The organism is Klebsiella sp. GG_Kp175, from assembly GCF_040062325.1.
In the GTDB taxonomy this organism is placed as follows: Bacteria; Pseudomonadota; Gammaproteobacteria; order Enterobacterales; family Enterobacteriaceae; genus Klebsiella; species Klebsiella quasipneumoniae.
On sequence record NZ_JBEAFX010000006.1, the window covers coordinates 153206 to 167394 of the forward strand.

A 14189-nucleotide genomic window follows, 5' to 3' on the forward strand; every position below is an offset into this window, starting at 1 on the left:
GGTATTCACTTTTTTAACACTTCACCTTTTCTCCGACTATGCTGATTACAAGCAGGAGTGCCGCTCCGAATGTCCAGTGGTTACAGCGAGGGCCGAATTAAATGACATTTGCGGTTCGGGTGGGTGTTAAGGGAGAAAATCATGTTTGGTTATAGCCTGTTACGTCTGGGATTCTTTGTCGCGTTGGCCATTGTCGCCTGCACGCTGGTGGGACTATTCACCTATCTGGTTGTCGCCGCCCTCGCCGAATAAGCGTGCGCCGCGTAATAAAAATGTAAAATAAATCCTGAATCTGAGGGGAATACTGTGAACCGTTATTTTTCTCTCATCCCGGTTGTTATTTTATTGGCAACCGCTTGCGATCAGAAATCGCCGTCCGTCGAGTCCGCCCCGCGCATGGTCAAGGTGGCGCAGGTGACCGCCGTGGGCAATACCCAGCAGCGAACGTTTCCGGCACGTATCGAGTCTGGCGACTCCACCGAGCTGTCGTTTAAGCGGGGGGGCCAGGTGGAATCGCTGGATATTCGCCAGGGGGCGACCATCGCCCAGGGACAAACGCTGGCGCGCCTGAATGCCCGCGAGGCCCAACAGCGGGTCAATGAGCGACAAACGGCGGCCACCCTCGCCCAGCGTCAGTTCGACCGCTTCCAGACCCTGGCGGGACGTCAGGCCATCTCCCAGGCGGAAATGGACGTGCAGCGCGCCAATCGCGATGCCGCCAACGCGGCCTTAAAAATCGCCCGTGAAGAGCTGGCGCAAATGAGCCTCACCGCGCCCTTCGGCGGGATTGCCGCCGGCGTGCATATCCGCAACCATCAGGTGGTCGCCGCCGGCCAGCCGGTGATCACCCTGACGCGGACCGACCTGCTGGATGTAGTCTTCAGCATTCCCGAAAATCTGTTCACTTCCCTGGATATCCGTAATACCGCCTACCGTCCCGTCGTCAGGATCAATACCCTGCCGGGCCGCGAATTTACGGCGGAATACAAAGAGCATACCGGCAGCAGCGATAACAGCACCCTCACCTGGCAGATCATTTTAACCATGCCGCGGCCGGATGATTTTCCCACCGTCGGCGGGGTTAGCGGCACCGTGACGGTCAACCTCGGCAATTTACCGGCCAGCGCCGGAAGGGAAACCCTCGTGGTGCCAGTGGAGGCGGTGTTTAACCCGGATAACCGGCCGAAGAATGAACCCATCGTCTGGGTGGTGAAAGGCGACAATGCGCATCGGTTTCTTGAAGAGCGCAAAGTCACCGTCGGCGAGGTGACCGCGCAGGGAGTGACTATCACCGACGGTCTCCACGCGGGTGAGCAGGTGGTCGCGGCGGGCGTGAGCGAGCTGCATGCCGGGCAGCCGGTGCGGATCTGGACGCGTGAACGAGGATTATAAATGGACATTTCCCGTCAGTTTATTAATAACCCGACCCGCGTCTGGTTAGCCATTCTGCTGCTGGGGGTGGGGGGTCTGTTCGCCCTGCTCAATATCGGCCGTCTGGAAGATCCTGCCTTCACCATTAAAACGGCGGTGATCGTCACCCACTACCCTGGCGCGTCCGCTCAGCAGGTGGAGGAGGAGGTGACCCTGCCGCTGGAAAATGCGATTCAGCAGCTTCCCTCACTGGATAACGTCAGCTCCATCTCCTCAAATGGCTTATCGCAAATTACGGTGAATATCGCTTCGCAGTACCATTCCAGCGAGCTGCCGCAAATCTGGGATGAGCTACGTCGCCGCGTCGGTGACGCCAGCCGACTTTTCCCGGCTGGCGTCGTGACCCCCTTCGTCAATGACGACTTTGGCGATGTGTTTGGCTTTTTCTTCGCCATCTCGGGCGACAGTTTTACCAACCCCGAACTGGTGCGCTATGCCGAACAGCTGCGTCGGGAGCTGGTGCTGGTTCCTGGGGTCGGTAAAGTCGCTATCGGCGGCGTCATTCCGCAACAGATCAATGTTGATATCTCGCTGGCGAAGATGGCGGCGCGCGGGATCACGCTCAACCAGCTCGCCGCTATCCTGACCCGGCTCAACGTGGTGTCCAGCGCCGGAGAGATCCGCGTTGGCAGCGAATCGATCCGCCTTCACCCCACCGGAGAGTTTCAGAGCATCGATGAGCTGGGGGATCTGCTGGTCAGCCCTCACGGCGCCAGCGCCACCACCCGACTGCGGGATATTGCCACACTGTCGCGCGGGCTGACCGATTCGCCGTCCAGTATCTATCATGCCAACGGCCGCCAGGCGGTGACCATGGGGGTCTCTTTTATTCCTGGCGTCAACGTCATTGACGTCGGGCACGCCCTTGAAGCCCGCCTCCAGCAGATGGCCGCCGACAAACCGGCGGGGATCGACATCGCCATTTTTTACGATCAAGCGGCAGAGGTCGCCCACTCGGTCAATGGCTTTATTACCAACTTCCTGATGGCCCTTGCGATCGTGGTCGGCGTGCTGTTGGTGTTCATGGGGGTGCGCAGCGGGATCATTATCGCCCTGTCGCTGGCGCTCAACGTTCTCGGCACCCTGCTTATCATGTATATCTGGGGGATAGAGTTACAGCGGATCTCCCTCGGGGCGCTGATCATCGCCCTGAGTATGCTGGTGGACAATGCCATCGTTATTGTCGAAGGGGTGCTGATCGCCCGCCAGCAAGGTTCGCCGCTGCTGGGCGCCATTAACTATGTGATCCGCCGCTCCGCCCTGCCGCTGCTCGGCGCCACGATCATCGCCATCCTCGCCTTCGCGCCGATTGGCCTCTCGCAGGACTCCACCGGGGAGTATTGCAAATCCCTGTTCCAGGTACTGCTGATCTCGCTGATGCTAAGCTGGTTCTCCGCCCTGACCATCACGCCGGTACTCATTAAGTGGTGGTTGTTTAAGCACGCCCCGTCGGCCGCCGCGTCGGCGGAAAAAGCCGATCCATACCGCGGCCGCTTTTATCGCGGCTATCAGCAGACGCTGCGAATACTGCTGCAGCAAAAGACCGTGACCCTGGTGCTGATGGGCGCCCTGCTGGCCGCGGCTATCTGGGGCTTCACCTTCGTTCGGCAGAATTTCTTTCCGTCATCGAATACGCCCATTTTCTTTGTCGACCTGTGGCTCCCCTACGGTACCGATATTAACGCCACCGAGCAGATGACCCGCGATATTGAGCGGTCGATCGCCGGCCAGCCGGGGGTAGTCACCACCGTCGCCACCATTGGCCAGGGCAGTATGCGTTTTATTCTTACCTACAGCGGCCAGCGGCAGTACAGCAACTACGCGCAAATTATGGTGCGGATGGACGACCAGCGCGGCATCGCGCCCGTCACCCGCCACGTGGAAGCCTGGATCGCCAGAAACTACCCGCAGGTGAACGCCAGCACTAAACGCATTATGTTCGGCCCCTCCGGGGATAGCGCAATTGAGGTGCGCATTAAGGGCCCTGACCCGGATACGCTGCGCGCGCTGGCCAGTCAGGTGAGCGATATTCTCGCCGAAGATCCGGCCACCGACAGCGTGCGTAACGACTGGCAGAACCGCAGCAAGGTGATCCGCCCACAGTACTCCCCGGCGCTGGGGCGCGAGCTGGGGGTGGATAAACAGGACATTGATCATGCGCTGGAGATGAATTTCTCCGGCAGTCGCGCCGGGTTATATCGCGAGGGCGCCGATCTGCTGCCGGTGATCGTCCGGCCGCCGGCAACGGAGCGACAGGATGCCAACCACCTGAATAACGTGCTGGTCTGGAGCCAGAGCCGCCAGCAGTATATCCCGTTGAGTAACGTCATCCATGGCTTCTCACTGGAGTGGGAAGATCCATTGATTCTCCGCCGGGATCGCACCCGGGTGCTGACGGTCCAGACCGACCCCAGTCCGCCAAGCGGCCAAACCTCGGGTGATATTCTCGCCCGGGTGAAACCACGCATTGACGCATTGACGCTGCCGCATGGCTACCGTATCGAATGGGGCGGCGATGCGGAGAATTCCAGTGAGGCGCAGCAAGGGCTGTTCACGACCCTACCGCTTGGCTATCTGGTGATGTTTATCATTACGGTGCTGATGTTCAGTTCGCTAAAAAACGCTGTCGCCATCTGGCTGACCGTGCCGCTGGCGCTGATCGGCGTCACGCCCGGCTTTTTGCTGACCGGCATTCCCTTCGGCTTTATGGCCTTAATCGGCCTTCTCAGCCTCAGCGGCATGCTGATCCGCAACGGCATTGTGCTGGTGGAAGAGATAGAGCAACAAAAACAAGAGAAAGATCAACGACAAGCGATCATTGATGCGGCAACATCCCGTCTGCGGCCAATCCTGCTGACCGCCTTCACCACCGTGCTTGGCCTTGCCCCGCTGCTGCGCGATGTTTTTTTCCAGAGTATGGCGGTGGTGATTATGTTCGGTCTGGCCTTCGCCACCGTGCTGACGCTGCTGGTTCTGCCGGTGATTTACGCCTGCTTTCACCATAAGGATATGACGCCTCAACGATGAACAGTACCGGTCTGAGCATTATTAAGACACTCGGCTGTATGACAGCGGTGACTTTTTTCACCATCTATAACACCTGGGATCGCTTTGATTATGACTATCACTGGATCCTCGGGCTGCTGACCTTCGTCTCGACCATCGCCACGCCGCTGTTTTTTGTGGTAGCCGGCTATCTTGACGCGCAGACGCGCCACGACGCCAACTGGCAAATTGGCAAAATTAAAAGCGTGGTGATCGTCTTTCTGTTTTGGATGACGGTCTATTATGTCTGGGAGCCTTATCAGCGCGGCTACCTTATCCAGCCCTGGTTTATTTTCGCCCTGATCGTCATCTATACCTTCCATCCCCTGATTGCCTGGCTCAGTCAGCGGCGCGGCCTGTTTTTCACCGTGGTCCTGACGCTGCTGTGCTGCTCTTATGGTTACGACCTGCTCTCAGTGCTCTATCCGGAAAGACATCTTTTCAGCCTGGCGCCGCAGTATCGTCTGTGGACATGGCTACTTTTTTATTTAACCGGGCAGTTGTTTAACGATCCGCGAGTCACGGAGTGGATACGCGACCCGCGGGTCATTAAAGGGTCGATTATCGCCCTGCCCTTTGTCTATTTATTTACCTGGTTTTATGAGCGCCACTTTTTCTTCGCGCTGTTTAAAGCCGATCGCAATGCGTTCATTCTGACGGGGTCGCAGATTTATATTCTGATCGTCCTGCTGGTGATCGCCGCTAACGCCGTGCAGTTTAAAAAGAACCGCGAACTGAAGGAGGCGGTACTGGCGACGGTTAGCAAAGCGATGACCGGGGTCTATATTCTGCACTACTCCGTTTTTCACCTGCTGGTGATGCTGATCCCTATACACTCGTTAGCCACCAAGCTGGGAGTGATTGCGCTAACGTTTGTCCTGTCGGTGCTCATTTCCCTTGCCGCGCTCTCCAGTACGCTGCTCAAGAAGGTGATAACCCTGTAACCGACAACGCGGCGATTTAGCGGAAGCTCCACTGAATGCTGATCACAAACACGCTGGGAATAATGATGCCACTCTCAAGAGCGAAATAGTCGGTAAAGTTGTACTGGATAGCATGGTAAATATAGGGTGAAAAGCCGATCCCGGTGGCATCCTTAAAATCTTTATAGGAGCCATGATCGCCGCAATGCTCGAAGGCGTCGAAGAAGAATTCGCCGGTATAGCCGTAAACGCCTTTGAAGGTCCATCCGCTGCCGTTGTGGTACCAGTCTCTTCTCACGCCCAGCGCCAGGCAGCGATCGTCGAAGCTATTATTCATAGTGCCAATCAGCAGACTGTATTTCGAGTCTTCTGAGAATTTACGTTCCACTGAGAAAAAGTGGTTTTCGAAATTCTCAGTATATTGCCCATGGTTATTGGTCAAATGGTAAACATAGGAACCGGTATTCATCGAATAGAGGTTAATCTCTTTCGCCTGCGCGAGAGTCGCTAACCCGGCCAGGAGCATTACGGTTCTACCGCGCATTTTCCCTCCTCAGTCTTCAAGGCCTGTCCATGGACAGATAGCTTCTGCCATATTTATCCGTCGGGACAAGGGGAAAAGCCCGAGAGGGAAATGGGGGAAAGATAACGATGCCCAACCGCCACATCGTTATTAAAAAGCGTAGCACACCCCTTATCCGCCAACAAACTGAGCAAACCGACAACGAAATGACCGATGTGTTTCCCTTTACCTAATTGTGCAAAAAAAAGACAAAACCTCACCTGCTTTTCGTTATGATTAGCGTCCGACGCGGAAGAAAGCCACCTGTCGACGACAGAGTTGCTGTGTACCCCTTCCTGCGTCGGCGCTATTTCATCCAGCACGCCGGTCAAAACATCACCTTCTCATTATCGTCAGCCTCTTCCCGCCAGTTTTACAAAGGTATCTTGCACAAACCGGATTTTATGTACAAGTAATGCAAACAACAAAATTCTTTAAAATCAATCAATTAATACAAAATACAAAAATAAGTCGTTCCGTTGTACATATAGTCCTGAAAAAAGTTGTACATAGCAGAATCACCGTCTATAGTTTTGGAGTGTTAACTGCTTGTTGCGCAACGAAGCGGGGATGTTTAACGGTGGCGCGGCAAGTCAGGCGGTGGTTCCTGGTTTTGCATTTCCTGTTCGTGACTTAGCGCGTACCAATGGTACGTAGCGACTTTTATTGTCAGTTTGCGTTATACGTGGGAGAGTTCGAGCTATGCATATTAAAAATACCATTCCAGCAGAGTTTGTCTTCAATTCGGCCCTGATGAAGAATATTGAAAATACGCTCATTAAGCAGCACAGAACGATAAATAATGAGCGGATGATTACGGAAATCCAGCATCGCCTGCAAACGGAAAGTAATGAAATACTTTCCGACCTCTATTTGCAGGCGCTGGATATGCTGTCCAGCAAACCTCATCATTAATTAACCCCGCGGAGCTGGCAGCAGGCTCACCCCCGCGGTGCCGGCACGCCTGGGTCTCTATCGGCTAACTGAGGCAAATAAAATGTCACACCATAATACCTGCTATCGTACTGAACATTACGATCTGTGGTTTGATAATCGTTTTCTTCTCTACGGGATGTCGCTGATCCTGAATAGTCTGCCGGCATCTTACTTTCGCAAAAAACATGTTTTCTTTACCAGCGACAATTATTTCGCAGTACTGCAGCACAACTATAACCGTCGGGATACGTTATTTATTCTGTTAACCGAAGGCAACGATCTTAATTTTCTGAGTGAACTGCCTATGCTGCGCTTACCGGCCAATTCAACGCCGGAAGAGTTAAAGATATTTCTGCACCAGCCCACCCGCTACTATAAAACCCACCCGGCGCCGGGCGCCTCGGTGCAGTTTACCGAGCGGGAAAAGAAAGTGATTCAACTTATCAGCAATGGCGAAGCGGTCGCCAGCATTGGCCGGTCGCTGAATCTGCATATTAAAACCATTTATCAGATCCGGCTGAATCTGATTAAAAAGCTCGGCTGTAGCGGTAGGACCGATTTTTTTAATATCAGCCGCAGCGAAACCTTTAAATCCTGGAGCCAGATCCACCTGTAACCCGGCGCGTTAGCCCCGGTCTGCTTTGCGGATCGGGGCGATTAATTATTACCGTGAAAATGGATGCTGAAGCCCTGCTCTTGCCAGTGGCTGAGCAGCTCTTCCTGCAGAGGGGTGGCAGCGCGTCCGGTCCAGACGAAGATATGCTGGCCGGGAAACAGCTCGGGCCGCGGCGACTCCAGCGGTTCGGCGAGGACGTTGACGTGCCAGCCACGCTGGGAAAGACGCCATGCTTCCAGCCACAGACGGGTCCTGTCCTCATTGCTCCAGCCCACCAGCAGCGTCTCCCTGCCGTTCTTCTTACGCGCTTCGGCAAGAAACAGCGCCACGCAGTCAATCAACAGACCATCCAGCATACTGCTAATCACCAGCGAGGTATTCTGATCGAGCTTCAGACGCTGACGTACCGGCACTAACAGGCTATCGATGAGCGTGTCGACGGGGTGTTGATGGCTTAGCGCCATTAATTTGGCACGGATTCTGGCAGGCTGCATATAACGCAGAATGGACATCATCTCTTCCTGAAGATGCGCGGATTCGTCGCGCGCCGCCGGCAGGTTATCCTCCAGCAGCGCTTTAACTTTCCCTACTGATACACCACGCTCTATCCAGCGCTTGATCTCTTCAATGCGCAGGATATCTTCTTCATCAAATTGTCGATGCCCGCCTTCGCTACGCTGCGGCTTCAGTAGCCCGTAACGACGCTGCCAGGCGCGCAGGGTGACCGGATTGATTCCGCAACGTTCGGCGACTTCACCGATACTGTAAAACGCCATAGCAGCCTCACATCAACCTGATACTTTAATACCTAAACTAACGAATTCAGGCATCCTGTACAACTCTATTTTCTTGTACAGATAAAGATATCAGGTTGTGGCTCACAGCGCTTGGGAAAAAGATGAAAAAATAATTAGCTGATTTCGAGATGGATCATTTTTTCTCTGGCCAGGCGACGGCAGGCAAGCCCCCCAGGCGCGCGCTGGCGAACAAATTCCCCTGAAACTGTGAAATACCGGCTGATTCCAGCCACATCCACTCTTCAGCGCGCTCAACGCCGACGGCTGAGACCGCAATCTCCAGTGAAAAACAGCATTTGATAATCGCCTGTACAATCGACTGGCGCGGCCCATCCTGGTGGATATTGCGGATCAGCTCATGGTCGATTTTAATTCTGTCGGGCTGGTATTGCGCCAGCAGTGACAGCCCGGCAAACCCGGCGCCGAAGTGGTCGATGGCGAGATTGATGCCCGCCCCCTTTAGCTTTCGCACCGCATCGGTAAAATCATCCATCCGCGAAATCACTTCCCGCTCGGTAAACTCGACAATAATCTGCTCAGGAATAAGATCATTACGCTGAATTTGATCGAGCAGGAAACCCACCGCGTTCGGCGCTTTAACCAGCGTCATCGGCAGTAGATTAATACTTAACGCCTTATTACGTAACCCTAATTTCCCCGCCAGCGACAGCGCCACCCGTTTACTGTGCAGATCGGCGAGATAAATGTCGTCACCGGAAAGCCCGGCAAAATAGGCGCCAGGCGACTGGCCGTCCGGTGCGCGTAACAGCGCTTCCCACGAAATAATTTCGCAGGCGAAAGGGTCGACGATCGGCTGGAAGGCAAAGGACCAGCTTTCATTATTATCACTTATCGGGGTATCAGGATAGAAAGTATTCTGATCGGGGATAAATACCCAGCTGTCAGCGGAAGGAATCTCAAAATAGTTCGCTTTTTCCGTTGATTCGACGAAGGTACGGAAAAATTGCAGTGCCCGGTCGTCATAGGTGAGCTGATATTTTGAGGTCCCGCGGTCCATCACCGTCTGCAGCACTTCCTCGCGATCATGTTCGCGTAAATCAAACAGTTCCATGCCGACATTACCGAAACGGCGGGACGGCGCATAGTCGCACAGAAGCTCCACCAGGTTATAGTGGCGGGGATCGCGGCAAATATGCTGATAAATATCCCGAACCTTTTCTTCAGGCCCCTCAATGAGTTGAAAAAAATGCGTCCCGTTAAAAAGTAAAATACCGGTGACATCCGCCTGCCCATTTCTCTCGTTTGCCCTGGCAACCATGGCCTCGATCGATTTGAATGAGACATTGTCGCAAATATGGCTGCGATAAATGATGGTGGTTAGCATAGTGATTCCAGATGGGAGGGATAAGCATTCACAGTAGCAGTTATCAGGCTAATCGTCTTGTAAAACTAGGTTTTGTCTTAACAAAAAAGATACACTAAAAATCCATGTTTTGTGCAAGGCTTTTGCATTTTTCTTTTCTTGTACAACATGCAACGCTAACCCCTACCTTCACAAGCCAGAAACACACTAAACATAAAAAATTAACCGATTATAAATCAAAATGTTAACACGTTTTGAATCATTTCTGTGCAACTTTGTGTGTACAGGTTAGTAAATATTGTATAAGTTTAATGGCAGTTAACAGATGAATGAAATGAAAGGAGCACATATGCAGCAGAATGGTTACATTCCAGATACAGCGAACGCAATTGCCCAGTATTTCAACAAAGCATCGTTACCTTCCCAGCAGGAAACGCTGGGTCAGATTGTGATGGATATTCTCAACGAAGGGCGTCATCTCAACCGCAAAGCGCTGTGCACCAAACTGTTGAGCCGCCTCGACCGCGCCCGTGCCCCCGAGGAAGAGAGTCACTATCAGACCTTAATTGGTCTGCTGTTTGCCGGTCAGGAATAACGTCATCGATCGTCGCCTGTTGCGCCGCAGTAGCAGATGAGGGGCGATCGCTTCCACAAACCTGCTGCTGACCTGAATGCCCGTTCGCAGATTCAGGGAGAGAGTGGCATGCAGAGAGACGGTTATGAATAGCAGTGAAACTGAGGAAATCACCGATGAGATCATCGGCGAGGCGGTGCTCGCGCTTCTGAAAACGAATCGCCCGATTACCACTCCGACCCTGCTGGTTCGACTTCGGTTGATGCAGGCGACAGAGTCAGACCGACAGCGAAGAAAGCTCATCGCTGCCGTGATCGAAGAAATTTGCGCGAAGCTTGCCCGTCAGCGCAAGCAAGCGCCTTTGCAGGTAAAGAAAATCAATGGCCGTTGGGAAACCCGAGGTTCGCCGACACAAAGCGCCATGGCGCTGGAAGGTAAAAAGATCCACTGAGTCTCCCAACCATGGTGAATAACACAGAGTGAGAATGTGATGAGACAGACTATGCATCAGCAACCCGATATTTACGCAGGACTGCAGGACACCGCGCTCTCCGACTATTTCCGTAACGCCGGTGATAAGCTGGTTGATGAGTCCGCCGTGATGTCGCTGGCCATCAACAGTATTCTCCAGTCCGAGGGTCACCTGAACAATAAGGCCATTATTTTATGGCTGATTCAGGCGCTGGAAAGCACCGATGACGTGGTGACCGCTGACGTGATCCGTAAAACGCTGGAGATTGTCGTCGGCTACACCATGGACGATATCTAAGGTTTTCACGCTTCAGGTCTACCAGGGCAACACCTTCCCTACAGAGCCTGTCCGCTCTGATCAAAAAAACCTCGCTCACGCGAGGTTTTTTCTTTTACCGCCTGACGGATCAGTGAGCGTTGACCACCACCCACATCGGTCCCTGCCCGACCGCATAGCGGCCTTTCTCCTGCAGCAGCCCCTGCTCGCCGGTAATTTCGTACACCGCGATATGGTGCGACTTCTGCCCGGCGGCAATCAGATACTTACCGCTGTGATCGAGATTGAAGCCGCGCGGCTGGGTCTCGGTCGGCTGATAGCCTTCCACCGCCAGCACGCTACCATCTTCCGACACGCTGAACACCGTGATGATGCTGGCGGTACGATCGCAGGCGTACAAATGACGCCCGTCCGGAGTGATATGAATATCCGCCGCCCAGCGCACGCCGGTGAAATCAGGCGGCATCATATCCAGAGTTTGTACACATTCGATGTTGCCATTCGGGTCTTTCAGCTCCCAAACGTCAATTGAGCTGTTCAACTCATTGACGCAGTAACCATACTGCTGGTTCGGATGGAACACCATGTGGCGCGGACCCGCCCCCTCGACGGTGGTGACTTCCGCTGGCTCCTGGGCGGAGAGGAAACCATCTTCGCTGAGGGTAAACAGGCAGATGCGATCCTGCTTCAGCGCCGGCACCCACAGGGTACGGTTGTCCGGGGAGATATTGGCCGAGTGGCAGCCTTCCAGCCCTTCCACCACGGTGATAGTTTCACCCGGCAGGCCATCCTGCAGCGGGGTCACGCTGACGCAGCCCTGATTGTAGGAGGCGCTGAAGACAAAGCGGCCATGATGATCGGTAGAAATGTGGGTCGGGCTGCCCGGCAGCGCCGCTTCTCCCGCAAAGGTCAACGCCCCGTTATCCGGCGTGATGCGATAAGCTAACACGCGAAACTCCGGACGAACGCCAACGTACAGATACTCCTTATTGGGACTGACCACCATCGGCTGGACCTGACCCGGGGCATCAACCACCTGCACCAGCGTCAGTTTGCCGTCCGCTTCAAGACTCCAGACGTGGATTTGTTGGCTTTCCGGGCTGGCGGTATAAACGGTTTGTTTCATGACTACTCCTTCCCTCACTGCACGTGGATTTTTCATTTTCAGGATAACAGCACCCTGAAAATTATAAGACATCCGCCCATGATACTCGCATCGCCGACCGAATTACCGACGGAAGGCGGCACAAAGGGCATACAGACATTCACGGCAGATGTGGAAAAATTGGTCCTGACGCCACGGCGGTGTACCATCATGGCCAGGTACTTTTCAACATCAACCGGAAATAACACATGACAACACGCGTGATTGCCCTGGATTTAGACGGCACCCTGCTTACCAGCAAAAAAACCATCCTGCCCGCTTCGCTGGAAGCGCTGGCCCGCGCCAGAGAGGCGGGCTACCAGGTGATCGTCGTTACCGGACGTCATCACGTCGCTATTCATCCTTTTTATCAGGCACTGGCCCTCGATACACCTGCAATTTGTTGTAATGGCACTTATTTGTATGATTATCACGCAAAAAAGGTTTTGGCGGCCGATCCTATGTCGGTGGAACACGCGGTAAGCCTCACCGCCATGCTCGCCGAACAGCAGATCCACGGTCTGGCCTATGTGGATGACGCGATGCTTTACGAACAGCCCACCGGGCATGTGATCCGCACCCGCAACTGGGCGCAGGCGCTACCGGAGGATCAGCGCCCGGTCTTCAGCCAGGTCGACTCGCTGGCGCAGGCGGTCCGCGAGGTCAAGGCGGTATGGAAATTCGCCCTCACCGACGATGACATTCCCCGTCTGCAGCGCTTTGCGCAGGAGGTCGGCGAGACGCTGGGCCTGGCGTGCGAATGGTCGTGGCACGACCAGGTGGATATTGCCCGCGCCGGCAACAGCAAAGGCAAACGCCTGGCGCAGTGGGTCGCTGACCAGGGGCTGTCGATGCAGAATGTGGTGGCCTTCGGCGATAACTACAACGATCTGAGTATGCTGGAAGCAGCAGGCACCGGGGTGGCGATGGGCAATGCGGTGGACGAGGTCAAAGCCCGCGCCAACGTGGTCATCGGGGACAATGAGTCCGCCAGCATCGCCGAGTTTATCTACCGTCAGCTGCTGTGATCAGGCGGCGATCGACACGCTTTTGATCTGGGCAAACACCTGCTGGCCTGGCGCTATCGCCAGGTCATCCCGCGCCCACGGGCTGATTCGAGCCCACAGAGGATGGCCGCTCACCCTGAGCTGAACCTCGATCTGTCCGTTGACCTCCAGACACTGAACCACCTCGGCGCGCAAGATGTTGCGGATGCTGGTGGCGGACGGTTGGGCCAGCACCAGCGAAACATCCGACGCCTGAATGCGGATCCGCGCGGTATCACCTGCGGGACGTTCGAGCCGGTTGACCCACAGCATTTGATCCCCCAGCGTCAGCGCGGTCATCGCGTACTGCGGATGCTGCGCGGCGATGGTGGCGCTGAGGATCGTACTCTGCTGTTCCGCCGGCAACCAGGGGTGCATCACGCTGCTGCTCCAGACCTCCTCCAGCGGACCGAAAGCCTTCACCTTACCGGCCTCCAGCACCAGCACGCGATCGGCCAGATGCTGGATCTCGTCCAGCGAGTGGCTGACGTAAAGCATCGGAATATGGATCTCCTGCGCCAGTCGCTGCAAATAGGGCAACAGTTCGCGTTTGCGCGGAATATCCAGCGAGGCCAGCGGCTCGTCCAGCAGCAGCAGCTCCGGCGCGGTCAGCAAAGCGCGGCCGATGGCTACACGCTGCTTTTCGCCGCCGGATAACCGGCCAGGCAGGCGATCCAGCAAGGGAGCGATCCCCAGCAGCTCCACCAGCTTATCGAACTGGCTGACCATGGATTTCGCCATGCCGTACTGCAGATTGCCGCGCACTTTATAGTGGGGAAACAGGCGCGCATCCTGAAAGACATAGCCGATCCGCCGCTGCTCCGGCGCCAGGCAGATACGCTGCGCGGTGTCGTTCAGCACCCTGCCGTTGAGCACGATCCGCCCCGCCTGCGGCCGGGTCAGGCCGCTGATAGCGTTGATCAACGACGTTTTCCCGGCGCCGGAGACGCCAAAGATGGCGGTGATCCCGCTGCTGGGCAGCGTTTCACGGATCTGCAGACAGTGGCTGCCGAGGGTCTGGGTAAAGTCCAGCTCCAGCATCA

Annotated in this window: 15 protein-coding genes; 9 read left to right on the forward strand and 6 right to left on the reverse strand. The window is 55.1% G+C overall.

What is annotated here, in order from left to right; genetic code table 11:
• The first annotated feature begins 306 nt into the window (after positions 1–306).
• From ABLU73_RS13050 to ABLU73_RS13060, 3 genes are read left to right on the forward strand one after another with little or no spacing between them, the layout of a single operon-like run.
• Complete coding sequence (locus ABLU73_RS13050) at positions 307–1392, forward strand: efflux RND transporter periplasmic adaptor subunit (RefSeq protein ID WP_048294404.1); 1086 nt, start codon at positions 307–309, stop codon at positions 1390–1392.
• Positions 1393–4458 (forward strand): efflux RND transporter permease subunit, encoded by a 3066-nt coding sequence (locus ABLU73_RS13055; RefSeq protein WP_264923467.1) that lies wholly within the window; start codon positions 1393–1395, stop codon positions 4456–4458.
• 38 nt (positions 4459–4496) lie between these two features.
• Positions 4497–5420: an acyltransferase family protein gene (locus ABLU73_RS13060; RefSeq protein ID WP_074186554.1), complete on the forward strand. Its 924-nt coding sequence runs from the start codon at positions 4497–4499 to the stop codon at positions 5418–5420.
• A 16-nt stretch (positions 5421–5436) separates the two neighbouring features.
• Here the strand turns inward: ABLU73_RS13060 and ABLU73_RS13065 are convergent, their stop codons facing one another.
• A complete protein-coding gene (locus ABLU73_RS13065; protein ID WP_004886059.1) occupies positions 5437–5943 on the reverse strand; it encodes a hypothetical protein in 507 nt (168 codons plus the stop codon).
• Positions 5944–5996: 53 nt separating this feature from the next.
• Complete coding sequence (locus ABLU73_RS13070) at positions 5997–6293, reverse strand: hypothetical protein (RefSeq protein WP_165455318.1); 297 nt, start codon at positions 6291–6293, stop codon at positions 5997–5999.
• A 370-nt stretch (positions 6294–6663) separates the two neighbouring features.
• On the opposite strand from ABLU73_RS13070, the gene ABLU73_RS13075 reads away from it, so the two are divergent.
• Together ABLU73_RS13075 and ABLU73_RS13080 are read left to right on the forward strand one after the other, a co-directional pair.
• The gene (locus ABLU73_RS13075; RefSeq protein WP_004886058.1) at positions 6664–6876 is read left to right on the forward strand and encodes a biofilm development regulator YmgB/AriR family protein; all 213 of its coding nucleotides are present in this window, start codon (positions 6664–6666) and stop codon (positions 6874–6876) included.
• Positions 6877–6958: 82 nt separating this feature from the next.
• The gene (locus ABLU73_RS13080; protein WP_017899620.1) at positions 6959–7513 is read left to right on the forward strand and encodes a helix-turn-helix transcriptional regulator; all 555 of its coding nucleotides are present in this window, start codon (positions 6959–6961) and stop codon (positions 7511–7513) included.
• A gap of 41 nt (positions 7514–7554) precedes the next feature.
• On the opposite strand, the gene ABLU73_RS13085 is transcribed toward ABLU73_RS13080, so the two are convergent.
• Both ABLU73_RS13085 and ABLU73_RS13090 read right to left on the reverse strand, forming a co-directional pair.
• A complete protein-coding gene (locus tag ABLU73_RS13085; protein WP_017899619.1) occupies positions 7555–8289 on the reverse strand; it encodes a MerR family transcriptional regulator in 735 nt (244 codons plus the stop codon).
• A 154-nt stretch (positions 8290–8443) separates the two neighbouring features.
• Positions 8444–9655 (reverse strand): diguanylate phosphodiesterase, encoded by a 1212-nt coding sequence (locus tag ABLU73_RS13090; protein WP_032455737.1) that lies wholly within the window; start codon positions 9653–9655, stop codon positions 8444–8446.
• Positions 9656–9983: 328 nt separating this feature from the next.
• On the opposite strand from ABLU73_RS13090, the gene ycgZ reads away from it, so the two are divergent.
• The 3 genes from ycgZ (at position 9984) to ABLU73_RS13105 (ending at position 10977) form a co-directional block, all read left to right on the forward strand.
• Positions 9984–10229, forward strand: coding sequence for a regulatory protein YcgZ (gene ycgZ, locus ABLU73_RS13095; RefSeq protein WP_004151693.1), 246 nt, complete (start codon positions 9984–9986; stop codon positions 10227–10229).
• A gap of 124 nt (positions 10230–10353) precedes the next feature.
• Positions 10354–10659, forward strand: a complete 306-nt coding sequence (locus ABLU73_RS13100; protein ID WP_017899616.1) for a hypothetical protein — start codon at positions 10354–10356, stop codon at positions 10657–10659.
• A gap of 51 nt (positions 10660–10710) precedes the next feature.
• Positions 10711–10977 carry a biofilm development regulator YmgB/AriR family protein gene (locus tag ABLU73_RS13105; RefSeq protein WP_004886050.1) on the forward strand — a complete coding sequence of 89 codons (267 nt, stop codon included), beginning with the start codon at positions 10711–10713 and terminating at the stop codon, positions 10975–10977.
• Between the two features lie 109 nt (positions 10978–11086).
• Here the strand turns inward: ABLU73_RS13105 and pgl are convergent, their stop codons facing one another.
• Positions 11087–12082, reverse strand: coding sequence for a 6-phosphogluconolactonase (gene pgl / locus ABLU73_RS13110; RefSeq protein WP_004886043.1), 996 nt, complete (start codon positions 12080–12082; stop codon positions 11087–11089).
• Between the two features lie 227 nt (positions 12083–12309).
• Here pgl and ABLU73_RS13115 point away from each other — a divergent pair, with 227 nt between their 5' ends.
• Positions 12310–13128: a pyridoxal phosphatase gene (locus tag ABLU73_RS13115; RefSeq protein ID WP_004886041.1), complete on the forward strand. Its 819-nt coding sequence runs from the start codon at positions 12310–12312 to the stop codon at positions 13126–13128.
• On the opposite strand, the gene modC is transcribed toward ABLU73_RS13115, so the two are convergent.
• Complete coding sequence (gene modC / locus ABLU73_RS13120; protein WP_004886036.1) at positions 13129–14187, reverse strand: molybdenum ABC transporter ATP-binding protein ModC; 1059 nt, start codon at positions 14185–14187, stop codon at positions 13129–13131.
• Between the last annotated feature and the right edge of the window lie 2 nt (positions 14188–14189).